The sequence below is a fragment of the Pedobacter panaciterrae genome (assembly GCF_013204795.1).
GTDB lineage: Bacteria > Bacteroidota > Bacteroidia > Sphingobacteriales > Sphingobacteriaceae > Pedobacter > Pedobacter panaciterrae.
In genome coordinates, this window is the sequence record NZ_JABMKW010000008.1 from 699529 (window position 1) to 721990 (window position 22462).

Sequence of the window (22462 nt, forward strand, 5' to 3'; positions counted from 1 at the left end):
TTTGAGATATAGCATCTTGTTAATAGTAGGTCCAGTAAATTTTTTCGTATGGTTGTTGCGATATATGAGAACCCTCCTGCGGATGTAATGGCCGATGCGAATTCCAATAGAATGCACAACCGGACCAACGAAAGCCGTAGTGGCTCAGGCGTCACTTGCTAAACCTCCTTTATCTGTGCGCCTAGGCAGGGAAAAATAAAACGTACTTCCATTTCCGGCCTCGCTTTCCACCCATAATTTACCCTGATGGCGGCTGATCATTTCATGTGAAAGGTATAAACCTATTCCCAGTCCTGATATGTTGGCTATGGCCTCGTCAATCCTGTAAAAACGCGTAAAAATATGTTTTGCCTTTTCTGGCGCTATTCCCATTCCGAAATCCCTGACACTGACTATTAGATTTTCCTCGGCCTCACACAGTTCAACTTCGACCAGGCTAGCTTCGGGAGAATACTTTATAGCATTTGAGAGCAGATTCAGCACCACTTGCTCAATCCTCTGAGCATCGCCGGAAATAATGGAATGGTTGAGTTTGGTACGGAAAGTAATTGTATGGTTGTCAGCGCCATACTGGATCAACTCTATGGCTTCGTTGATAACCTCCTTGAGGTCAAAGGCTGCAATAGTCAATTTCAACTGGCCGGCCTCTATTTTTGAAACATCAAGAAGATCGTTGACCAGTGAGGTGAGCTTGGAAACCTGTAGCGACGCTTTACCCAGGAATTTTTGATGCTGACTGTCTTTTAGCAGTCGTCCCAGAATTTGCAAGTATCCGCTGATGCTTGCCAGAGGTGTTTTGAGCTCGTGACTGGCTAACCCGATAAATTCATCTTTTTTGTCATTTAAGGCTTTCACCTGTTCAAAAAGCTTGGCATTATCCAGGCTGATTGCTGCCTGAGCAGCAATCGACGACACCAATATCTCATGCTCCTCTGTAAATTTTCCGGGCTGGGGATGTCCGAAGAACAGCCCGCCGATCACCTGGCCTGAGCGGGAAACCACTGGAACGGCAAGATAGCTCACCACTGGCAGGTGGCCTTTTGGCATGCCAAAATGTGGGGCATTTTGTCCGTAGCGTGAGTCCTTGGTAATGTCATCGGATCTGAGCACCGACTGGCCTGAAAACGTCGGATGGAAGACAGCCGTATTTCGTGGCATACCAAATTTTTCAAAGGCTTCCCGTGGAGCACCTGATAAGGTGAAAAGCATGTAGGATTCTCCCTGTTCGTCGGTCTTATTATAAAAGAAGGCACCGAATTTTGCACCGGTCAGGTTCGTGGTCGCGTCAGTAACCTTTTGTAAAATTTTATTCAGGTCAAGTTCTGCAGAGATGGTACCCATGATCATGTTCATGATCTCCAGGCGCTCTGTATATTTTTTTGCTGTTTGCTCGGCGGCAAGTTTAGCGCTGATGTCCCGTCCAATTTTGGATGCACCTATAATTTTACCATTGTCGTCAATAACCGGTGATATGGTAAGTGAAAGCTGTAGTTCCTGCCCGTTTTTGCCCACCCGGATGGTGTCGAAATGATCTACCTTTTTGCCGTTTCGGATTTGAGAGATAATGTAATCTTCTTCGGACAACCTATCTCGGGGGATAATCATAGAAATATGACGACCAACCGCTTCCTGTTCCCGATAGCCAAAAGTCCGCTCTGCAGCCGGGTTCCAGCTGGTAATGATCCCGTCGAGCGTTTTGCTGATAATAATGTCGTCGGATGAGTTGACTATAGCTGCCAGTCGGGCCTGTTTCTCAGCAAGCTCGGCTAGGCGCAATTCATTTTCCTTTTGGACACTAATGTCCAAAACCATTCCGATAAAGCGAATGGGTAACTGGCCGGCAAAATAGACTTTACCCTTTGCCCGTACCCAGCGAGTCTTACCATCCTCGGCCCCGATGGTGCGGTATTCAATATCGTAGTCTTTATCACCGGTGCTGCTTGCAAACAGACTGTCAATGATAGTTGCTGCCCTTTGACGATCTTCCGGATGAAGTCCGCCTAGAAAGTCCTTTTCGTAAGTGACCACATCCTTATGGCTGATACCGAAAAGCGTCCGGCACCTGTTATCCCATTCCATTGTTCCTTTTAAAAGATCCATATCGAACGTGCCCAATTGAGCGGCCTCCTTAGATAACTGAATTTGTTCATAGGTCTTTTGAAGTTCAAGGCGCGAGAGTACCTGCTCAGAAACATCTACAGAAATTGCCAGCACACCCTCGATACTGCCATTAGTGTCTCTGTAGGCCTGATAAACGAAGTTTTGATAAACGATCTCGGGCTTGCCATGTCTGATGAGAGATACGGGTTGCTCGTTGGCGAAATATGTCTTTCCGGTATGATATACATTTGACATTACCGATTCCAGGCCTTGTTCCCTCGCATCGGGGAGGGCATCAAACACGGGCTTATTCTCCACTTCCTCTAATGGCTTGCCCCAGATCTCCACCATTGGGGTATTGACCAGCTCAACAATGAAGTCAGGTCCTTTCAACAGGCACATAGCCACTGGTGCTTGCATGATCATATTCCGGAAGTTCTGCTCGCTGTATTCCATCTGCTTTTTTGCAAGGAACAAATCGGTTACATCCGCTGCAGTATTCATAATCCCATAAACGCTTCCGGATTTATTCAGCAAAGGAGTAAAGCTATAATTGAAATAGAACTCTGTGAGCTTACCGTCAACTACAATGTTTACCTGTTGGTTCCTGATGTGGAAGGGAATACCGCTATCGTACACGGCATGCAATTGCGCGTAGATGTTCTGTTCCTCCAATTCAGGTAACAATTCGGAATAGGTTTTGCCAATTACATTATCGCCTTTGCCCCATACCTGGATAACCGCCTTATTTGCCTGCGCAATCCGCATTTCCCTGCCAATGTACACTGCTATGGGAAATGGCGCGCTTTCTACCATTGCATTGATTTGCCGTTCCCGGTCAGAGATGACCTCCAGTGATGCCTCCAGCTGACCCTGCATGGCGATCAGTTCTTCATTGCTGGCTTGTAACTCCTCGTTGGAGGCTGTCAATTCTTCATTCAGGCTCTGTATGGCATCGGTGTCAACCCGAGCGCGGGAATCTTTGTTTTCTTCAGGTGGCATCAGGCTCTAGGTTTGTTAATTAGCAGAATGGCTAAATCATTAAGTACATCAAAATCAAATGGCTTTTCGGTATAGGCATCGGCGCCTGCTTTGATAGCTAATTCTTTGACGTCATTATTTGCAGATACGAAAATCACCGGGATCTCCTTCAGAATGGAGTCATTCTTAATCATTTGCGTCGCTATTATTCCTCCCTGCGGAGGTATCCAATTATCCATGAGTATCAGACGAGGCATGATCTCCTTTGTTTTCCTGATTAAATCATTACAGTTCTCAAAAGCATACACTTCCCATCCGCTGTCTTCAAAAAGAAAACGGAATATACCCAGGAGATCATCATCGTCATCAAAAATGACTATTTTATTAACAGCTGGCATTTTCTAAATATAGCAATTATTGCTTTTTTGATATTTAAATTTTACTTTATTTTTAACGTGATCGCTCCTAAGCTGGGGATTTTTCCATATGTGGCCACCTCTTTGGTGGAAACCTGCCTTATATTACGGCCCCAGTTGAGCGATAGATTTCGCTAAAAAGTCACCCAGCTCGTTTTATGCATTTTTTAGCGTCAGGAGAAGCGCTGTTGGATCAGGCATAGATTCCGTTTCACCACCACAAGGGGCAGAACTACTATCTGTGAAATATATGTAAAATTCATTAGCGTGGAGGATATAAGTACGGCAACCTGAAAAAATTGTTTTTTTTCAAAAACTAAATCAGTAAAATTCGGTTGATAGCAAACAGAGAAAGATCGAGCGATAGAAAGTAAAGTTTGGTATGATGGTCATACTCACATATCAGTCTTTTTAATTAGTTAATCGTTATTTTTATGAAAAGAAAACATGAAAGCAAACAGAGCTTTTTTGAAAAGCTAGCCACCAAAGTAACTAAGGCTACAGGTAGTACTCCGGTTATTTTGGCTGCGTTTTTAATTGTAGTGGTTTGGGGAATCAGCGGACCAATCTTTGATTATTCGGAGACCTGGCAGCTGGTCATCAATACCGGAACCACTATCATTACTTTCTTAATGGTCTTTCTGATTCAGAAAACCCAAAACAAGGACTCCCTGGCCATACAAATCAAGCTTAACGAACTTGTAGCTGCCCATGAGCTGACGAGTAATCATATGATTGATGTGGAGGATTTGTCGGAAGAGGAGCTGGAGGTTATCGAAAAATATTATGCAAAGCTGGCCGACCTGGCCAAACAGGAAAAGAATATCAAACAAGCTTATTCCCTTACTCAGGCACAGCTAAGACATGACAGCAAAATAAAAAAGCCAGGAAAAAGCACCTAGCAGGTAAATGTTCCCGGTAGTCAGCAGGAGTATTGCCTGGGCGACGGGTAGCCTTAGGAAAAAATATTAGCTAGTTACAATAAAAAAGTTAAACGAATGGGCTTGGAAATGGTTATGAACTATAAAGAAGATAAGACTCAATTAAAAAGATTATGAAGCTGAAGAAATTGATAGCAACCACACTAAACTGCAAATCTGATCATAGCACATAGATTGCCATTGCAGTAATCGCCGGGGTTACGGTCGGAGCGGTAATTTCCTTACTTTTTACGCCAGATCGAGGTAGCGAAACGCGAAGAGGTATTACAGGTAAAGCGCTGGCACTGGGAACCTCGCTTAAAGGACTATTTGCTCCATCAAAAACAATAACATGACAGAAGACCCGTATAAAGCGGAGCCTCCATATGGGAGCCTAACATCGAAGCAGGTCAGAGGAGGAAAATATGGGTTATGTTAAAACGCCCACGACTCCCATTGGGCCAGCAGGACGCTCAGAGTGGTCTCATACAGATATAGGTTGTCACTTTTCGAACTTGTAATAGTAAGACGACTTAGAAGGTAATTTGTCAGATTTTTTAAGGCGGATGTACGAGCCTGGATAAAACAAAAGAATAGACTACAGAGGATTAAGTCGATATGATTTAAATTCTTGATTATGGCTATTATTTCAAGTCTGAATGTCAAGACTAAAACCGATGCTGTTGATGCAAGAATCCTAAGTCAATTTGGGGTAGAGGGAGCTCACAAACTGTGGATACCTCCTCCTGCTGGATTGTTTATAGAGCAGGCGACTGGTTTTGCTGGGACTGGGGTGAAGATACAGAATAGTATGATTAAAGGAAATGGACCCTTTATATGTAGTTGATGGAATGCCATTTTCTTCTCAATTGCTAACTCTGAGTAATCTAATTTTAGGAACCTCAGGGGCATTAAGTTATGGGAATCCATTAAGTTTCATTAATTCCTCAGATATAGAAAGCCTATTTTAACCACTGCTAACGTTAGTATTGACAAGGAACACAAGTTTGAAAAAGTTAAAGATCTATATAGTAGGACAAGACAAATTGTTTCTCCAATATTAGTATAGGGATTAGCTGCCGGATAGGTATTTCCTGGTAGGGAAATTTTGCAACGATAGCCTTCAATACAGTAATCAGATTTTTTTTTCTGGCCTCAAAAACTAGCAGTTCAAATTCACCTTTTTTATAGCCAAAGCCATCTCCCGCGTCGATGTAGATTTGCCCTTTTGCTCAAGTCTAGTAAAGGAAGCCTTTGCCAGGCGTCTTTTTATTTATCCATTAACAAGGAGGTTTTTTTGCATAGCTGTAATTATATTAATAAATTACCTAAACATCCCAATAATGCAAGACTTAATGAATAGTAAACCGACAAGTATTTCACGTAAAGAATTAGCAAAAACACAAAAAATACTGGAAGTTAGCCCGATGGGTGCTTTTCAGGCTGATACAGCAGGTAATTGCTTGTTTCTGAACCATCAATGGGAAAATATATCGGGACTAGGTGTTGAACAGTCACTTGGCAAAGGTTGGATGAGGATCGTTTACGAGGAAGATATCGTTCATATCATCAATCTGATTCAGAACGTAATGGCAGAAGGGAAGGAAATATTCGATTTTGTTTATCGGATTCATCATCCCGCTAAAGGAATCCGTTGGCTAAAGGTGAATGCAAAGTTTATTTTTGATGACCATGGGGTTGTTTCTTATTATATTGGTTTTTTAGAAGACATCACTGATCGCACCCTTAGCGAACTGGCGTTTCAAGAAATAAAAACGAGCCTGGAACGCAGCAACCTGATTCTGGATGTGAGCCAGGAACTGAGTACAACAGGTGGCTGGGAATTTAATTTACTGACAGGAGAGGTGTTCTGGACAAAGCAGGTCTATGAAATCAATGGCGTTAATGCGCAGGATTTTGTTCCTACGTTTGAAGCTGTACTTTCGCTTTACGAAGAAGGTTATGCCCAGATGATGGAAGCAAAGGTAAAAGATGCGATTGAAAAGCAAATACCATATGATTTTGAACTCAGGCTATGCACCCCTGCTGGCGTAAGAAAATGGGTTAGGGCCGTTGGCATACCCATTGTAGCAGACAATAAGGTGGTGGTGCTGAGAGGAGCCATTACGGATATTACCCAAAAGAAGGAAATTGAACTGGAACTGCTGCGCGCAAGGGATATTGCTGAACATTCAGCAAAGGTAAAAACAGATTTTCTTTCGGTAATGAGCCATGAGATCCGCACTCCTTTAAATGGAATTATCGGGATTGCCAATTTGCTAAAACTTAAGCATACGATGGATCAGGAAGAGTATGTGCGTAGCCTGATCTTTTCTGCCGACCACTTGTTACAGCTCATTAACGATATCCTGGACCTTACCAAAATAGAAAGTGATAAACTGGAACTGGTGTTGGCAGAAGTGAATATTTTTGAACTGGTAAGGAATATCAAAAATCAGTTTAAGTCGCTGGCCGAGGCTAAAGGGATCATGGTGAAGAGCTTTATTGACGATGATATTCCTCAAAGACTAATTGCAGATCCGGTGAGACTAGGACAAATATTGAACAATCTGGTAAGCAATGCCATTAAATTTACGGAAAGGGGAGAGGTAACTATTACTTTACGCCTTAGTGCATTGACAGACAGTAAAGCCAAGGTATACTTTTCTGTAAAGGATACGGGAATCGGTATTCCTGAAGAATTACATGAAACCGTTTTTGAAAGTTTTAAGCAAGTACAACAGTCCGCTCACCGTAAACATACAGGAACAGGTTTAGGTTTGGCTATTACTCAGAAATTGGTGGAACTTCACGAAGGACGTATATTGCTTAAAAGTACAGCGAACGAAGGGGCGGAATTTTATTTTGAACTGAATTTTGACTTGGCTACCGACAAAAATTCACCAGGGGCTTTCAGGCCAGGGCCTGAAATTACGGTATACGAAGGCAGATTAAATGGCTTACGCATTTTATTTGTAGAAGACAACCCTATTAATGTGATGGTGGCCAAAAAACAGCTGGAATACTTCGGCTGTACACCAGACTGCGCTTATAGTGGAAAAGAAGCTCTTGCGTTGCTGACAGCTAACAACTATGATGTAGCTCTGCTGGACCTCCATATGCCTGAAATTGACGGTTACGCTTTGGCGGATCTTATACAGCAGCAGTACCCGGGAATACATATCGTTATTTTTACTGCCGATATTATGACCGAGGTCAAATTGAAACTCGCTAAAATGCATATTTTCGACATTCTGAATAAACCTTTTTCGCCCGAAAGAATGTTTGAAGTGTTATACAACGTAGCTGGGAGTCGAGGTATTATAAATGGAGGAGGACTAGGATGATTATTCCTTGTTTTTCGAACCTAATCTGACAATTGATAGATTATAATATTAGGTCATAGGGAAAAAAATACCCAATGTACATTAAACCTTCTTATAAGTCGTATAATTAATCACCCCATCGAAAAGTTTATTTTCAATATTTTAAATTTTTGTTTCAATCGTCGCAAGTTTTGTCGCTAGAATTTTATGCCTTTGATCCCTTACCTCAAGGGTAGTCTTTGCTAAGTCAGTAACCCTTTCTATCAGCTTGTCAGGAAATTCTGAAGTGAAGCGGATGTATTTCAGTAATTCCTGAATTTTTTGATGAACAGATGCTCCTGAAATATTGATATTACAATGCTTAATGCAGCGGCAGTACATATACTATTTATTTTTACCCCTGCTCCAACCAGCTGTCATATTGGTGCTGCAACAAGGACTTTGTAAAATGCCCTTCAAAGGAAATTCTTCCTTAGGTTTGGAATTCATGGATCTTTTACCGTTCCCGCTTTTCGAATAATCCTTTACGAGTGTGAACTACTTTTTAGATACTTTATAAAACGAATATTTATAAAGAGCCTACGGAAATAGATTTAAAGCTATCAAATATCAGTTCTTCCTTGCATCAATTGCAGTATACACCGAATTTGCCTTCGACAAAAGCCTATGCGCCAGGGTAAGTTGGCGAATTATCTATCAAAATTTAAATTATAACCATTATGAAAATCAACCAATTGTTCGAAAAACGAATTGAACTGAAAAATTGCCAAATCAATGGTGGTCGGTTAGCTGCCACCCAAAAAACCACTTCAACCAGTACCTGTGTTCAGGGCTGTTCAGACACCAGATACACGGTTAAAGACGACAACAAGACTACGATTCAGGTTTGTACCGACTATAACTGTCCGGATTAACACCAGCTCTTACGCAGCAATAACCATAATCTGGAAAAATTAATCTAATTATTTTAATAAGCAAATTTCAAAAAAATGAAAATTAATAAAGGTTTATTCGAGAAAAAGATCGACTTAAAAAGCTGTCAGATCAACGGAGGCAAAATGGCCTTTGGTACAATGAGCGATTGTCAGGTACGAACCGGTACAACCAGTTGCCCAGATACACATTATACGTATTATAATGATGATGGAAGCATCAGAAGCACCAGGACGGTTTACAATCTTTCAAATTCTATTGATTAAGAATTGAAAAATAAAAATGGAGGTACATCCTCCATTTTTAACGGTAGTAAGGCAAAACTAATTTTAAACCAGTTTACAACATATAAGTATATGGTCATAATTTTCTCCATCAGCGACGATTACTCAACAAGCAGGGTAATTAACTGGTTAATAAACCTAAAGAAAGATTTTATACGAATTAATGAAAATACCGATGTAAAATTAATTTCTCTTACAGATACAGCCTTCACCCTCCATATTGATGGTAAAACAGTTTGTAGCAATGAAATAACAAAGATCTGGTATAGAAGAGGTGATCTGTTTTTTCAACAAAACTTTGACAGCGAATATCTGAATAACTACCTGTTAACAGAAAATGAAAGCTTAATGGAATATATCCACTACACTTTCGATAAAATGGAATCGATAAACAATTTCGCAACCAGAGATGTCAATAAACTTCAGGTACTTGATTTATGCAATAAATTTAAAATCCTGACACCAAACTTTATGGTTAGCGGCAATAAAGGCGCTCTGTTAGATTTTTACAACAAAGAAAAAAACATCATCTCCAAACCCTTAAACTCGCCACTCTCTGTTTACGATTCAGATAACTTTATTCACTTAGCCTATACAACAGAAATCGGCGTAAATGATATCAATGAATTACCAGATGAGTTTGTTCCTACATTTTTCCAGAAAAACATTATAAAAGATTACGAGATAAGGTGTTTTTATCTGGACGGGGATTTCTATGCGATGGCAATCTTTTCGCAAAAAAATAAAAGGACCGAAGTAGATTTTAGAAACTATGATAATTCAAAGCCAAATCGATTAAATCCCTATCAGTTTCCAAAGTCTTATCAAAAAAAGATTAAGCAGCTGCTAGATCATATCGGCCTAAATTGTGCTTCATTTGATGTCGTTTCTTCTAAAGAAGACCATCAGTATTATTTTTTGGACCTTAACCCTATAGGCCAGTTCGGCATGGTATCTAACCCCTGCAACTATAATCTCGAAAAGGCTCTTGCTTTAAACCTCTGATATGAAAAAAATTAAAGTTGAAATACAAAAAGGAGTAGCACCTGTTCATTTAAAATCTTTAATCAAGAAAGAAAGGCCCGACTACCTCATTAAAACCAGGGCATCAAAGATTTTTGCCACCAACAGTTTACAATTAGACCTATTTTATAAATCGCCGTTATGAGGAAATTCTTTCTAAGAAACCAGTTATGTATTCCGGTCAAAGGTTACAATAGGGCAATCATTTATGATATACTTCGAAAAGATTATTTCTTCATTTCGAAAGCGCATTTTTACATTTTAGATACAGATGATTTCATCGACTTTAATAAAATCGAAGATGAGGAAGAAAGGCAATCCCTCATTGATTTTTTAATTAACGAAGAAATTGTATTCGAACTTGCCGATCAAAACCAGAAACAATGCTTTACAGCGCTCAACAGAAAGCTAGAAGTACCCAATAAAATCACAAACATTGTACTGCATACCAATGTAGACCTTAATTTCTTCGATTGCATTAAAGACGAATATATTCTAAATCTATCTATTATTGCCCCTCAGGTAGATGATAACTTGTTTAAGGTTTTAAAAAGGATAGACACCCTTGAAATAGATAGTGTTTACCTATACATCGAAAATTTCGATCACGATGCTTTAGAAGATCATCGTAAACGGCTAAGCGATCATAACTTGGTTTTTTCTGTAAACTTTTTCAATTCAAAAAATAGTATAGAAAAAACCGAGCTGTATCAAAACGTCTACTTTAATTATTTTGATGAAGAATTTACAGTCTATAAACGCAAATTAACGATAGATAAACTAGGCATCAATACAGAGCATTTTTTAGAAGCTTATAACTTCCATTCCTATTATTTTGGCAAGGTGTATATCGATAGCGATGGTAACATCAAAAATGGTTTAAACAATACCCTAAGCTTTGGCCAGGTTAAATCAATCTCTTCGGTGCAGTTTTTAAATCTGATCTCATCCGATCAGTTTCAGGAATTGGGAAATATTCAGAAAGATAGTATGCTGGTTTGTTGTGATTGTGAATTCAGGTACATGTGTGTAGATAGTCGGGTTCCTGTTAAAGGTATTGACAAGTGGTATCATCCAATCGAATGCGCCTACAATCCGTATTTATCAAAATGGGATGATGAAGTAGACTACCTTGATCTAAATCACTGCGGGGTTACTATTTCAGCCTCCGGATGCTTTATAGATAAGGAACAGTTATCTCAAAAATTCAATAGTATCTGGTCTGCTTAATATGAAAAAATTCCCTTTTTTTAAACAGCCTGACGCTAAGGATTGCGGTCCAACTTGCCTGCGTATTATAGCTAGGTACTATAATAAAAGTATTCCATTACAGCAAATCAGAATGCTTTCTGAAACAACCAGAGAAGGAAGTGGTTTAATGGGGCTTAGTAATGCAGCGGAGCATTTAGGGTTTAGAACATTGGGGGTTAAGATAGATTTCAATACGATGGTTGCAGATGCACCGTTGCCTTGTATTGTGCATTGGAATAAAAACCACTATGTCGTAGTTTATAAAATTGATAAAGCAGGCCGGGTTTATATTTCAGATCCCAGCTTTGGTTTAATTACTTATACCAAAGAAGAATTTTTAAAATGTTGGATTGGTGAAAATGCGAATGAAAATACAGAAGAAGGTATTGCGCTAATTCTTGAGACCACCCCTGAATTTTATAAAAGTGAATTTGACGATGAAGAAAAGAAAGCAAGCTTTTCTTTTTTATCTAAATACCTGCTTAAGTACAGGTCACTTGTTGCTCAGCTTATAATTGGCCTTTTGGCAGGGAGTATATTATCCCTCATTTTTCCTTTTCTTACTCAAAGTATTGTAGATGTAGGAATTCAAAATCAGGATCTAAATTTTATATATCTGGTCTTACTTGCCCAGGTTATGCTCTTTTTAGGTAAAATGGGCTTAGAAATTATCAGGAGCTGGATAATGTTACACCTTTCTGCGCGCATAAATATAGCTATCATTTCAGATTTTTTCATTAAGCTCATGAGGCTTCCCATCAGCTTTTTTGATACCAGAATGACAGGAGATATCATGCAAAGAATTAACGATCATCATAGGATAGAGCAATTGCTTACCAATTCTTCGCTCAATACACTGTTCTCGATGGTTAACCTGGTTATTTTTAGTGTCATTCTGTTAATTTACGACTACCGTTTGTTTATCGTTTACTTAATTGGGGCAGTTTTATACATTGGCTGGATTAGTTTTTTTCTGAAAAAAAGAAAGGAGTTAGATTATAAAAAGTTCTCGCAAACGGCACAGGAACAAAGCAAGGTAATGGAACTCATTAACGGCATGCAGGAAATAAAAATGCACAATGCCGAAAAACAAAAGCGCTGGGATTGGGAATTCCTACAGGTCAAATTATTCAAAATTCAGATAAAGGCACTTTCGTTAGAGCAATGGCAGTCTGTTGGAGGAGGTTTTATCAACCAAGTCAAAGATATTTTGGTAAGCTTCCTGGCCGCAAAATTAGTTTTAAGTGGAAACCTTACCTTGGGTATGATGCTCTCTGTGCAGTATATTATTGGCCAGCTTAATGCGCCGTTGTTACAATTGATTGATTTCATCAGGCAAGCCCAGGATGCCAGAATATCGTTAGAAAGGTTAGGAGAGATTCATGATAAAGAAGATGAAGAAAATACCAGCGAGCAATATGCTACGGAAATACCACAGCAAAATATTGCGCTGAATAACCTTTCCTTTAGGTATACCGGCTCAGATTCTTTCGTCTTTCGAAATTTAAACCTGACCATCCCATACCAAAAAACAACTGCAATTGTTGGTGCGAGTGGTAGCGGAAAAACCACGCTGCTAAAGCTATTGACAAAGTTTTATGAACCTAGTACTGGCGAAATTAAGATAGGAAACACCAACATGAAAAATATTTCGCCCAGGTTTTGGCGTAGTCACTGTGGTGTTGTGATGCAAGAAAGCCATGTGTTTGATGATACTATTGCCAATAATATAGGTATTGGTGAAGATATTGTAGATAAAGAAAAACTACGAAAGGCAATTGATATTGCCAATATTAAGGAGTTTATAGAAAGCCTGCCTTTGAGTTATAATACTAAGATTGGTAACGAAGGTTTGGGAGTAAGTGGTGGCCAAAAACAACGGATTTTTATTGCAAGGGCGGTTTATAAATCACCCGACTACATCTTTTTTGATGAGGCTACAAGTGCATTAGATGCCAATAACGAAAAGATAATTATAGAAAATTTAGAGCAGTTTTTTAAAGGGAAGACTGCAATTGTTATTGCCCATAGATTGTCTACAGTAAAACATGCAGATAAAATTATTGTATTGGACAAGGGGATGGTTGTAGAAGAAGGCAATCATGCCGAACTGGTGTCAAAAAAGGGAGAGTATTATAGATTAATCAAAAATCAACTGGAACTTGGAAACTAAGAAAGACATATTAGACCAGATAGAACTGCGTTCTGAAAGTGTTCAGGATCTTCTGTCTGAACCACCGCATTGGATGTTTCGTTGGGGAAATGTGATTATTTTTTGTGCGATTTTGATGATTTTGATGATGAGTTATTTGATCAGGTATCCAGAATTTGTGCCCGCCACCATTATCGTAACCTCACAGAATCCTACCGAAAAGGTGGAGGCAAGAACTGATTCCAGGATTGAAAAAATATTCATCAAAGATCATCAAAAAGTGAAGAAAGATGAGGTATTAATGGTTTTACAATCTACAGCAAATTATAAAAATATTCTGGAACTTAAGATGATTGTAGATTCTATTTCTTCAGTTCAACTGTTTTCCTTTCCGGTTCAAAAAATATCAGCTTTTAAATTAGGAGAGCTTCAAAGCGACTACAATGCCTTTGCAAAAGCCTTCCAGGATGAAAAGTTGTTTGCAAAATTTCGCCCCTATGCCCCAGAGCATATTGCTGCCAGCCAGAATATTGCTGAATATAGAGGGCGAATAGTAACGTTAAAACAACAGAAAGATTTGGAACTTGAAAAATTCGAGCTGATAAGAAAAAATTATCAACGCTCACAAAAGCTGTTTAGTCTGAAAGTTATTTCAACAATGGAATTGGAAAGTGAAAGAATTAAATTTTTACAAGCACAGCAAAGTTTAGAAAATATCAATATTTCAATATCTCAAACAGAAGAGGGCATCTCCAATTTTTATAAAACAAAAAGTAGCGCAACAATAAATACCGAAAAAGATAAAATTAATTATGCCTCTCAAACTTTACAGCTGTTTGAACAATTAAGAAAGTCATTAAAACAATGGGAGCAGAGTTACCTGATTGTTTCTTCTACAGAGGGTATTGCAAGTTTTCAGCAGTTTTGGGGAGAAAATCAGTTTATAAAAAGAGGGGATGCGATCTTATCTGTATTGCCCATCAATAATAAAACGCTGATTGGGAAAATGTCAGTTTCAGCAACTAATTCCGGAAAAATTTATTCGGGGGGTAAAGTGCTCATCAAATTGGAGAATTATCCTTATCAGGAATATGGTATTGTAGAAGGAAGAGTGCAAAACATATCTTTGACCCCTGATGCAAAAGGAAATTATTATGTAGATGTTATTCTTCCCAAAGGGCTAAAAACTTCTCATTATAAAAGTCTTATTTTTGATAAAGAGCTTAAAGGCAAGGCCGAAATCGTAACCCAGGATTTAAGGTTAATTGAAAGGGTATTCTATCAGTTCAGAAAACTTTTAAGATACCAGGTTGATTAGAATTGGAGGATCTTGATAAATAATTTTAATGAATGAATAGCACAGTAACCCCTCTTGTTCGTTTTCTGTTTTGTGGTGCCTTGATATTCTGTGCATGCAGAAATGATGAAAATACTTCTAAAATGCAGAAAAAAAATATGCATAGGAGCAATCCTGAAAAGGATTATCTGGAAGCAGTTATAGCGATGGATACCCTATCAACTGAGACCTACAAAAGAGTAATTGATAAGCATGACAGTCTTTTTAAGATTTATAACAATCCAGTTGACCCCTATCTTCATTATTTCAAAGGGAGAAAGTATCTGTTAGAAAAGAAAAGAGACAGTGCGATTGCGGAGTATCAGAAGATGAAAGGCAAAAGGCTCAATGACACGATAGAACTATTGAAGACTTACAGTATTCTAAGTCAGAGCTTTGGAGATGGACTATTGGTAGAATCAGGAGTAATGGAAAAAATAATTTCCGCTATGGAAGTTGCAGAACGGACTCATAGCCCTATTACTTACCGATTTTACGATTTGCTGGCCAAAGCTTATTTTCAAAACCAGAATGAGAAAGCATCGTTCAAATACTCGGGGCTGTATTATGAAAATCATCCATATAAAACTCATGCAGTTGTTAAACAACGTTACTATGATATTTCTTTTCTGCTGGCATCTCGATTAGGAGATGATCAGAAAATGAAGTTTTATAATAGCAAGGCCCGTGAACTGGCTGTTAAAATTGGTGACAGCCTTGCCATTGCCCGTAGCTACGATAATGAATCGCAGATTTATGCCAGGCAGAATCGGAATGAAAAATCTTTGCAATATAGTAGGTTATATTTCAATTATCTGAAAAAACATAACAACCTAAATGACATTGCTTTTAACAATCTGGCCACATCTTTTATTCGAAATAAGCAGCCCGATTCAGCAATCAAATATTATCGTGAGGGTATTGAACTCGAAAAAAAGAATCTGTTTAAAAAACGAAAAGGACTGTATTACAACGGCCTTAAAGATGCCTATGTACTAAAGGGAGATTTTGCCAGGGCGATGGAGGCTGCAGATTCTGCTTATACTATCGAACTCAGGAATTTTCAGGCAATTGAAGCGGTTAAAATTGCGGAATTGCAGGAGAAATACGAAACTGAAAAAAAGGACCAAAGTATTCAAGAACTAAACGAGCGAAATAAGTTAAACGAAGCCGCTATAAAGCAGCAACGCTGGACGCTTGTTTTACTCACATTGATTTTTTTGAGTATTTTTCTTTTCTTTTATATTCTTTACAATCAACAGCGTTTAAAGCAAAAAAACAGATTACTAAAATCTGAGAACCAAAGACTAAATATTGAACAAAAGTTGTTGCAAACTCAACTAAATCCACATTTTATTTTTAATGCAATTGCGAACCTTCAGAGTTTAATAGCCTCGGGTCATGTTGAAGAACCTGTTTGTTATCTTAACTCATTTTCTAGTTTACTGCGAGGAGTTTTAGAGCAAAACAGAAAGGATTTTATTGAGTTAAGTGAAGAATTAAATTCCTTAAATAACTATATCCGACTTCAACAAATGCGTTATGTAGGTGTGTTTGATTATCAGATAATTGTAGATGAAGGTTTAAATCTTGAACACATACTTATCCCTCCAATGCTTATACAACCCTTTGTAGAAAATGCCATAGAACACGGTTTTAGACTTATAAGTCATAAAGGCATGTTAAACATCTCATTTAACAAGGTAAATGAGATGTTATCCATAAGTGTGGATGACAATGGCAGTGGACTCAGAAGTAATGATGTAAACAAACAAAAGAAGCAATCCTTAGCCCAGGTTATTTTGAGAGAGCGATTGGCACTACTTTTTTCATCACATGAGCAAAGTGCAAAATTTACGGTCAACGATAAAAAAGAAGGCCATGGCGTAATCGCTGAAATCACAATACCCTTAATTGAAGAATAAAAGACGATAAAAATGAAATTATATATCCTCGAAGATGAAGTGCGAATTATGCAGCATATTTTGCAGATTGTAAAAAAAATCAGCTATCTCGAAGTAGTAGGCGTCACAGATAGAGTTTCGATAGCTGCAATCGAGATACCTGCATTGGCACCGGATATTATTCTTGCGGATATCCGGCTAAAGGATGGTGATAGCTTTCACCTTTTCGATGAGATCGGAATGAATGATTTTCAGGTAGTTTTTCTTACTGCTTATGATCAGTATGCAATTCAAGCATTGAATTTAGGTGCTTTCGGCTACCTGCTTAAACCTATAGATGAGATTTCTTTAAGTGCAATTTTTAATAAATGTTTTCATCATCGGGAACAGGAAAGCTTTAGTCAGCAGCAATTGGCCATTGCCAAAGCACATTACCTTGCACAAGGAGTAGGTGCAGCCAGACGTGTTGCACTAAAAAGCATCGAATGCATTGAAATCGTTGCGATAGATGACATTGTATTTTGTAAGAGTGATAAAGGATATACAACCTTTTATTTAATAGATGGAAGAGAAATACTTGTTTCAAAAGGGCTAAAAGAATATGAGAGCTCACTTACCCCATTCGGTTTTTTGAGGTGCCATCAATCTTATCTGGTAAATTTTCAATTCGTTAAAAAGTATTACCGTGAGGGTTACTTACTGATGGAAAATAAAGCACAGATATTGGTCTCAAGCCGAAAAAAGGAAGAGGTGTTAAAGTATTTAGAGAATATTGCTTAGTTCGATAAACTCATATCTGTTTGTTCGGAATATACCGGCTAATCGGCCCTCACAAACCATTCATCATAAGCCGCCTCTTGCCCATTTCCATCTGTAAGTATACCGGATGTATGGAGCTTACCGTTTTCAAATTTTAAATCAAATTTTGCTTTCATGCTCTTAAAATCCTTGTATGAAGCAAAACTAATAAACTCTTCATAAACACCATTTTTTAAGGTGTATAGGCCACCCGCACAGGATACTACAAGCTTCTGGTTATCTGCCTTTGGAATAGCCTGTTCACGTATGACTACAACCATGCCCGGAGTAAATACTTTGCGCATGCTTGCCGAGGTGCTATCTGCAGTAAACACGCTGCCATCAGGATTATTTACCCGCTGAGATATTACTCTCCAGGTCCCGGTTAGTTCTTTGCTTTGTGTCGGAACTTCAACCTTGCTATACCATTCATCGTAAGTGGTGATGATTCCATCAGCACCCGAAAGGGTACCAACTGTATGCATTTTGCCATTTTCCATTGTCAATTTAAACTTCACCTTTAGGTCCTTATAGTCTTTATAGGAAGCAAATTCTGTAAACTCTTCATAAACGTCGCCATTTAAAGAATAATGGCCGCCGGCACAAGAAACTACCATTTTTTGATTGTCTAATTGTGGTATTCTTCTTTCGCCGACATTAACAAACATGGTTGGCGTATAAACCTTTATCTGATTTAAAGCGGCACTATCGGAAGTAGTTACACCGCCTTCAGAATTTATAATTTTTTGAGATACCAATCTCCAGGTTCCTTCAATGTTAAGCCGGGTTTGCGCAGATGAATTCAGGGAGAAGATCACTAATATAGCGATGGTAAGAGAGATAATTTTAGCGTTCATACTTATATTTAGTTTCTCTAAGATAAGAATCTTATTTAATGAAAAGATGATCTTGCCAATAAAGACCTGTCACTTGTGTAACTGCTCCCAGGTAAAAACAATGAGCTAAAAAATGGATGATATTGAACATTTTATAAAATGGATAAGTTGGCAATCTGAAAAAGAAGGAATCATGCTTTTAATGGAATGGAATATGAGAATATGGCGCCATTTGGTTCTGCATTCTGTGCCCAAATTCGACCCCCAAGTTTTTGAATAAAATCTTTGCACATGGAAAGGGCTATCCCCGCTCCATGTTGTGTAGATGAACCGAAGTTACTGGATACTGAAAATAGTTTACTGAGCGTCTGCTCATCCATTCCCCGGCCTTCATCTGTTATGGATATAGTAATCAAATGATCGTCCTGTGTGCAACTAATTGTAATTGTCCCACCCTCAGGGGAGAATTTAGCGGCATTAGACAGTAAATTTCGATTAACGAATTGTAGCATTTCCTTATCCGATGTTGCAATTACGTATTTTGGTATTTGGTTTGACAATGTTATCTTTTTTGGAGTCATTTGCGGCATAACAATGTCAGCCGATTCGCTAAAAAGATCATGCAGTACTAGTGTTTCAGCTTTATATTGATAACCGGACAATTGTTGTTTGATCCATTGCAATATGATGTCGAATGACTCCAGCATATCTGAAGCTCTCTTTTCTATATCACCATAAAACTGTTCCATTTCCTCTTTCGTAAATTCTGGATTGTCCTTCATTAAACCAGCAATGCTTATTGTAGAGATAAGTGGAGTTCTGAAATCATGTGCTAAAATAGAGAAGAGTTTGTTTTTGAATTCGTCGGTTGCCTGTAGGGTCTTATTTTGTTCCAATATTTGCCGGTTGAGTTTTCCCAGCTCACTTTCATGTTTACGCGAAACCTGGTATAAGCGATACATGAAAAGGAGTAGAAATAAACTGACTACACAAATGGACACCAGCAGCCATATTTTGGTCTTGCTATTTTTATTTATGATACTTAAAACAGCATTATCACCTTGTATGATATTGTATTTAATGTAATCTCCAACAAATTTTTTCAAATTCTCATTCTCTTCGGCCATTGTGGTTTCCAGTAGCTTCTGAACGCTGATAATTTTATCCTTATTGCCCAATAATTCAGTAAAGCTTAAAACATCCTGCAATAATGGGATCAACGCCACTACATAACCGTTTTCTTTAGCCAATTGATAACTACTCCATGCATAATGCAAAGCACTATCTGGTTGGTTTTTATAATATCGGGCGTAGGAATTCAACAAGTAAATTTCCTGTTCATTAAGCTCATATTTTCGCGCTTCAGCTAAGGCATCAGCCAGCACCTTTAACGATTCTTTAATACGACCTTTTTTTAGTAGAAAATCGGATTCTAACTCCTTTACTCCAATTAGCATTCGGTAATCATTATACCTGGAAGCAATTTCCCGAGTTTTATTTATATAGTACTGACTACTATCATCAGAAAGAGTTGAATTAGCCATGCAATAATTGGCATACGCCAGGCTCATAATACTGTCTTTACTTCCTGTTCGAATGACCTGTCTCAAAAGATTAAGAGCTTTTGTAGAATCATTAAGACTTCCATATACATTGCTCATATTTATTGTTACCTGACTAACGTTTGCGCTGTCCTTTTGAGCGCTATAAGCAGACAATGCTTGGGTTAATAGTTGAAGAGATTCCTGGTACATCCCCCTCATAGCGAAAATAGTCGCTATAACATTATCAGCATCTGCTACTCCTTTCGGATATTGTAACCTAGTGGCCATCTCTTTGGCCTTTATACTATAATAAAGAGCGCTATCCAGATTCCGCATATGATAGAGCATTCCTAAGCGGTTTATGGAATTGATATAACCGATACTGTCTTTAACAGAAGACAATTTCTGTTTCTCTGCTCTTATTAAATTGGATTGTCCTTGTATTGTGCCATAACAAAATAGTAGGACCGGCAAAAAGTAAGGCAATAGTTTTGGTAAGCGCATGGTGAAAATAGGAATAGATCAAACTAATTTAGTTTTTAATTTAAATAAACTCAATTGAAAATAGACTTATTCATTTCATTTATTTATAGATTGCGCCTTGAGATGGTTACAGAATTTGCATCCGTTTATTTAATAGCGGTCTATAGGTGTCAGATACAGGAATCATAGTGTGATTGACGATTAATGTGCCCCCCTCAATGGAATCTATTTTTCCAAGGTTAACAATAAAAGACCTGTGCACTTTGAAAAATGTATTTTCGGGTAATTTTTGTTCTACAGATTTCAAGGATGAATGGATAGAGTAGTTGGTATTTGAAAGGAAAATTTTTATATAGTCTCCCTTAGCTTCAAAGTATAAAATATCAGATAATTTAATTCGTTTAATGATATTTGAATCTCGGATAAACACAAATTCATCTGCTTCATTTGCAGCCTGCTTTTTGGTTTTGATCAGATCTCGAGCCTTTTGTACCGCTTTCAAAAACCGAACAGATCCTATTGGTTTTGTTAAAAAATCAACTACGTTTAAATCAAAAGCTTCTATAGCATAATCTATTTGAGAAGTAGTAAAAATAATCATAGGGTTTTTACCCTCTAACAATCTTGCTAGCTCAATTCCGCTCATTCTGGGCATCTCAATATCTAAAAAAATGATATCAATATCGTTGTTAAGAATAATCTGATGGGCTTCGGCGGCATTTGTACATTCACCAACCAAGAATAAGGATGGGTCTAAAGTTATTAATTTCTTTAAAACGGCTCTAAATACCGCCTGGTCATCTACAATTAAGCAATTCATCAGAAATAATCTATTTATTAATCCAATATACGTTAATATTTCTATTCAGTAAAGGTACAGCCCGTATTAAACATCACTATAAATTATAACGCTTCAAATCCCCATTTCGACGACAGAATTTGCCTTTCTATCTCCTTTTCGTTTCGCAGATCGTGTTTCAGCAATAGTTTTGATTAATCAATTCACAAAAATATAAGCTATTATGAAAACTATTAAAAACTTTATCATCGTAATTATTTCAGTATTATCTGTCCAATTAGCCAGTGCTCAGTCCATTTCAATGAAAGATCCTGTTAGTTTTAAACTAAAAAATGGGTTGACCATAATTGTTGCAGAGAATGGGGAAAGTAAAAAAATATTTGCAGGTTTTACAGCAGATGAACGAGCAACTGAAAGCAGTAAACCTGGTGTGCAAGAAGTATTTAACGTTATGATGAATTTCAGCGATAAGGGCGGTAATATAGCTGCAAATACCTCCGATTTTGCTGCCACCTTAATGATATTCTCAAAATCAATACAGGAACCTGCCTTAAACCAAACTTTTTTTGAAACAGCCTTAGCAAAAGTAATTACTAGTGTGAATGCGAAAGACCGCTATTATCCCGAAACAATTACAGAGGCATCACTTCAGGCTATAACTTTAAACGATATCAAAGCATTTTATAGTAAGAATATTATTCCTTCAAATGCATATCTGACTATTGTGGGCAACATCTCTGTCTCCGAGGCTAAAGCTTTAGCAAAGAAATCTTTTGGGGAATGGAACAACCGTTCTAACTCGGAACTATTGGCTACCAAATAGCCTAAATTTAATCGATGAGTTATTGATTAGCTGTACAGAATTATTTTTTTGCAGCTTTTCCTGTTATGGTATATACAGGTTGATATGAGATTGGATTTAGGCTAGGGCTTTATTTGCATTAAATCAATTCATTACAATAGAGCAATAGGGCTTCGTGAATCGGCACCACATTCGGGAATATGTTGGTGCGTGCCACATTTGGTAAATATGGTGTTTTGGTGTTTATCCTAGTACTTACTTTACCGGCTTATATCGAGGAAGGTTTGTGGGATGGTTTTATATGGAAGGAACACACCAACGTATTTTCTATTTTCTCTTCCCTGCCACAAATAATGGACATCAGCATACTAACTTTTCTAGTCCCTTTACTTGCACTGTCACAAAGTACGCATTATGTACTGGATGGCTTTATTTGGAAATTGAAAAGCAGTGAGGGAAAATAGCCTAAAACATCCGCTCATTTTTTCTTGTAAATCTCCATTATGATCGATAAAATGACCTCTAGGTGTTGCAAGGGACTCCCAGCTACCCCGCATAGACTAATATTAAAATC

19 protein-coding genes are annotated in these 22462 nt (G+C 38.0%); 14 read left to right on the forward strand and 5 right to left on the reverse strand.

What is annotated here, in order from left to right; genetic code table 11:
• Positions 1 to 144 precede the first annotated feature (144 nt).
• Both HQN86_RS05310 and HQN86_RS05315 read right to left on the reverse strand, forming a co-directional pair.
• A complete protein-coding gene (locus HQN86_RS05310) occupies positions 145 to 3102 on the reverse strand; it encodes a PAS domain-containing sensor histidine kinase (protein WP_172659960.1) in 2958 nt (985 codons plus the stop codon).
• Positions 3102 to 3479: a response regulator gene (locus tag HQN86_RS05315; protein WP_172659961.1), complete on the reverse strand. Its 378-nt coding sequence runs from the start codon at positions 3477 to 3479 to the stop codon at positions 3102 to 3104. Before HQN86_RS05315 ends, HQN86_RS05310 begins: the two co-directional genes overlap by 1 nt.
• 452 nt (positions 3480 to 3931) lie before the next feature.
• Here HQN86_RS05315 and HQN86_RS05320 point away from each other — a divergent pair, with 452 nt between their 5' ends.
• The 12 genes from HQN86_RS05320 to HQN86_RS05375 all read left to right on the forward strand — a co-directional run bounded on the left by HQN86_RS05320 (position 3932) and on the right by HQN86_RS05375 (position 17406).
• Complete coding sequence (locus tag HQN86_RS05320; RefSeq protein WP_172659962.1) at positions 3932 to 4399, forward strand: low affinity iron permease family protein; 468 nt, start codon at positions 3932 to 3934, stop codon at positions 4397 to 4399.
• 227 nt (positions 4400 to 4626) lie between these two features.
• Positions 4627 to 4773 (forward strand): hypothetical protein, encoded by a 147-nt coding sequence (locus HQN86_RS27140; RefSeq protein WP_394367888.1) that lies wholly within the window; start codon positions 4627 to 4629, stop codon positions 4771 to 4773.
• A gap of 987 nt (positions 4774 to 5760) precedes the next feature.
• Positions 5761 to 7764 (forward strand): hybrid sensor histidine kinase/response regulator, encoded by a 2004-nt coding sequence (locus HQN86_RS05330; RefSeq protein WP_216854325.1) that lies wholly within the window; start codon positions 5761 to 5763, stop codon positions 7762 to 7764.
• Positions 7765 to 8462: 698 nt separating this feature from the next.
• Positions 8463 to 8657 carry a hypothetical protein gene (locus tag HQN86_RS05335; RefSeq protein ID WP_172659964.1) on the forward strand — a complete coding sequence of 65 codons (195 nt, stop codon included), beginning with the start codon at positions 8463 to 8465 and terminating at the stop codon, positions 8655 to 8657.
• Positions 8658 to 8732: 75 nt separating this feature from the next.
• Complete coding sequence (locus HQN86_RS05340) at positions 8733 to 8942, forward strand: hypothetical protein (protein WP_172659965.1); 210 nt, start codon at positions 8733 to 8735, stop codon at positions 8940 to 8942.
• Positions 8943 to 9032: 90 nt separating this feature from the next.
• Positions 9033 to 9965 carry a grasp-with-spasm system ATP-grasp peptide maturase gene (gwsG, locus tag HQN86_RS05345; RefSeq protein ID WP_172659966.1) on the forward strand — a complete coding sequence of 311 codons (933 nt, stop codon included), beginning with the start codon at positions 9033 to 9035 and terminating at the stop codon, positions 9963 to 9965.
• A gap of 1 nt (position 9966) precedes the next feature.
• Entirely contained in the window at positions 9967 to 10128 is a 162-nt protein-coding gene (locus HQN86_RS05350; protein WP_172659967.1) for a hypothetical protein, read from the forward strand.
• Positions 10125 to 11213 (forward strand): hypothetical protein, encoded by a 1089-nt coding sequence (locus HQN86_RS05355; RefSeq protein ID WP_172659968.1) that lies wholly within the window; start codon positions 10125 to 10127, stop codon positions 11211 to 11213. Before HQN86_RS05350 ends, HQN86_RS05355 begins: the two co-directional genes overlap by 4 nt.
• A 1-nt stretch (position 11214) precedes the next feature.
• Positions 11215 to 13407 (forward strand): peptidase domain-containing ABC transporter, encoded by a 2193-nt coding sequence (locus HQN86_RS05360; protein ID WP_172659969.1) that lies wholly within the window; start codon positions 11215 to 11217, stop codon positions 13405 to 13407.
• Positions 13397 to 14704, forward strand: a complete 1308-nt coding sequence (locus HQN86_RS05365; RefSeq protein ID WP_172659970.1) for an HlyD family secretion protein — start codon at positions 13397 to 13399, stop codon at positions 14702 to 14704. Before HQN86_RS05360 ends, HQN86_RS05365 begins: the two co-directional genes overlap by 11 nt.
• A 32-nt stretch (positions 14705 to 14736) precedes the next feature.
• Positions 14737 to 16647 carry a histidine kinase gene (locus HQN86_RS05370; protein WP_172659971.1) on the forward strand — a complete coding sequence of 637 codons (1911 nt, stop codon included), beginning with the start codon at positions 14737 to 14739 and terminating at the stop codon, positions 16645 to 16647.
• A gap of 12 nt (positions 16648 to 16659) precedes the next feature.
• The gene (locus tag HQN86_RS05375; protein ID WP_172659972.1) at positions 16660 to 17406 is read left to right on the forward strand and encodes a LytR/AlgR family response regulator transcription factor; all 747 of its coding nucleotides are present in this window, start codon (positions 16660 to 16662) and stop codon (positions 17404 to 17406) included.
• A 38-nt stretch (positions 17407 to 17444) separates the two neighbouring features.
• Here the strand turns inward: HQN86_RS05375 and HQN86_RS05380 are convergent, their stop codons facing one another.
• The 3 genes from HQN86_RS05380 to HQN86_RS05390 form a co-directional block, all read right to left on the reverse strand.
• Positions 17445 to 18281, reverse strand: coding sequence for a hypothetical protein (locus HQN86_RS05380; RefSeq protein WP_172659973.1), 837 nt, complete (start codon positions 18279 to 18281; stop codon positions 17445 to 17447).
• A 170-nt stretch (positions 18282 to 18451) separates the two neighbouring features.
• A complete protein-coding gene (locus HQN86_RS05385; protein WP_172659974.1) occupies positions 18452 to 20308 on the reverse strand; it encodes an ATP-binding protein in 1857 nt (618 codons plus the stop codon).
• Between the two features lie 106 nt (positions 20309 to 20414).
• Positions 20415 to 21107 (reverse strand): LytR/AlgR family response regulator transcription factor, encoded by a 693-nt coding sequence (locus tag HQN86_RS05390; RefSeq protein WP_172659975.1) that lies wholly within the window; start codon positions 21105 to 21107, stop codon positions 20415 to 20417.
• A gap of 202 nt (positions 21108 to 21309) precedes the next feature.
• Here HQN86_RS05390 and HQN86_RS05395 point away from each other — a divergent pair, with 202 nt between their 5' ends.
• Together HQN86_RS05395 and HQN86_RS05400 are read left to right on the forward strand one after the other, a co-directional pair.
• On the forward strand, positions 21310 to 21909 hold the full coding sequence (locus HQN86_RS05395) for an insulinase family protein (protein ID WP_172659976.1): 600 nt from the start codon (positions 21310 to 21312) through the stop codon (positions 21907 to 21909).
• 179 nt (positions 21910 to 22088) lie between these two features.
• The gene (locus HQN86_RS05400; RefSeq protein WP_172659977.1) at positions 22089 to 22352 is read left to right on the forward strand and encodes a hypothetical protein; all 264 of its coding nucleotides are present in this window, start codon (positions 22089 to 22091) and stop codon (positions 22350 to 22352) included.
• The last annotated feature ends 110 nt before the right edge of the window (positions 22353 to 22462 follow it).

What these genes read in the sequence shown, in the direction of transcription:
- HQN86_RS05310 (WP_172659960.1), bottom strand. Translation starts at nt 3,102, where the DNA reads ATGCCACCTGAAGAAAACAAAGATTCCCGCGCTCGGGTTGACACCGAT.
- HQN86_RS05315 (WP_172659961.1), bottom strand. Translation starts at nt 3,479, where the DNA reads ATGCCAGCTGTTAATAAAATAGTCATTTTTGATGACGATGATGATCTC.
- HQN86_RS05320 (WP_172659962.1), top strand. Translation starts at nt 3,932, where the DNA reads ATGAAAAGAAAACATGAAAGCAAACAGAGCTTTTTTGAAAAGCTAGCC.
- HQN86_RS05330 (WP_216854325.1), top strand. Translation starts at nt 5,761, where the DNA reads ATGCAAGACTTAATGAATAGTAAACCGACAAGTATTTCACGTAAAGAA.
- HQN86_RS05335 (WP_172659964.1), top strand. Translation starts at nt 8,463, where the DNA reads ATGAAAATCAACCAATTGTTCGAAAAACGAATTGAACTGAAAAATTGC.
- HQN86_RS05340 (WP_172659965.1), top strand. Translation starts at nt 8,733, where the DNA reads ATGAAAATTAATAAAGGTTTATTCGAGAAAAAGATCGACTTAAAAAGC.
- gwsG (WP_172659966.1), top strand. Translation starts at nt 9,033, where the DNA reads ATGGTCATAATTTTCTCCATCAGCGACGATTACTCAACAAGCAGGGTA.
- HQN86_RS05350 (WP_172659967.1), top strand. Translation starts at nt 9,967, where the DNA reads ATGAAAAAAATTAAAGTTGAAATACAAAAAGGAGTAGCACCTGTTCAT.
- HQN86_RS05355 (WP_172659968.1), top strand. Translation starts at nt 10,125, where the DNA reads ATGAGGAAATTCTTTCTAAGAAACCAGTTATGTATTCCGGTCAAAGGT.
- HQN86_RS05360 (WP_172659969.1), top strand. Translation starts at nt 11,215, where the DNA reads ATGAAAAAATTCCCTTTTTTTAAACAGCCTGACGCTAAGGATTGCGGT.
- HQN86_RS05370 (WP_172659971.1), top strand. Translation starts at nt 14,737, where the DNA reads ATGAATAGCACAGTAACCCCTCTTGTTCGTTTTCTGTTTTGTGGTGCC.
- HQN86_RS05375 (WP_172659972.1), top strand. Translation starts at nt 16,660, where the DNA reads ATGAAATTATATATCCTCGAAGATGAAGTGCGAATTATGCAGCATATT.
- HQN86_RS05380 (WP_172659973.1), bottom strand. Translation starts at nt 18,281, where the DNA reads ATGAACGCTAAAATTATCTCTCTTACCATCGCTATATTAGTGATCTTC.
- HQN86_RS05385 (WP_172659974.1), bottom strand. Translation starts at nt 20,308, where the DNA reads ATGCGCTTACCAAAACTATTGCCTTACTTTTTGCCGGTCCTACTATTT.
- HQN86_RS05390 (WP_172659975.1), bottom strand. Translation starts at nt 21,107, where the DNA reads ATGAATTGCTTAATTGTAGATGACCAGGCGGTATTTAGAGCCGTTTTA.
- HQN86_RS05395 (WP_172659976.1), top strand. Translation starts at nt 21,310, where the DNA reads ATGAAAACTATTAAAAACTTTATCATCGTAATTATTTCAGTATTATCT.
- HQN86_RS05400 (WP_172659977.1), top strand. Translation starts at nt 22,089, where the DNA reads ATGTTGGTGCGTGCCACATTTGGTAAATATGGTGTTTTGGTGTTTATC.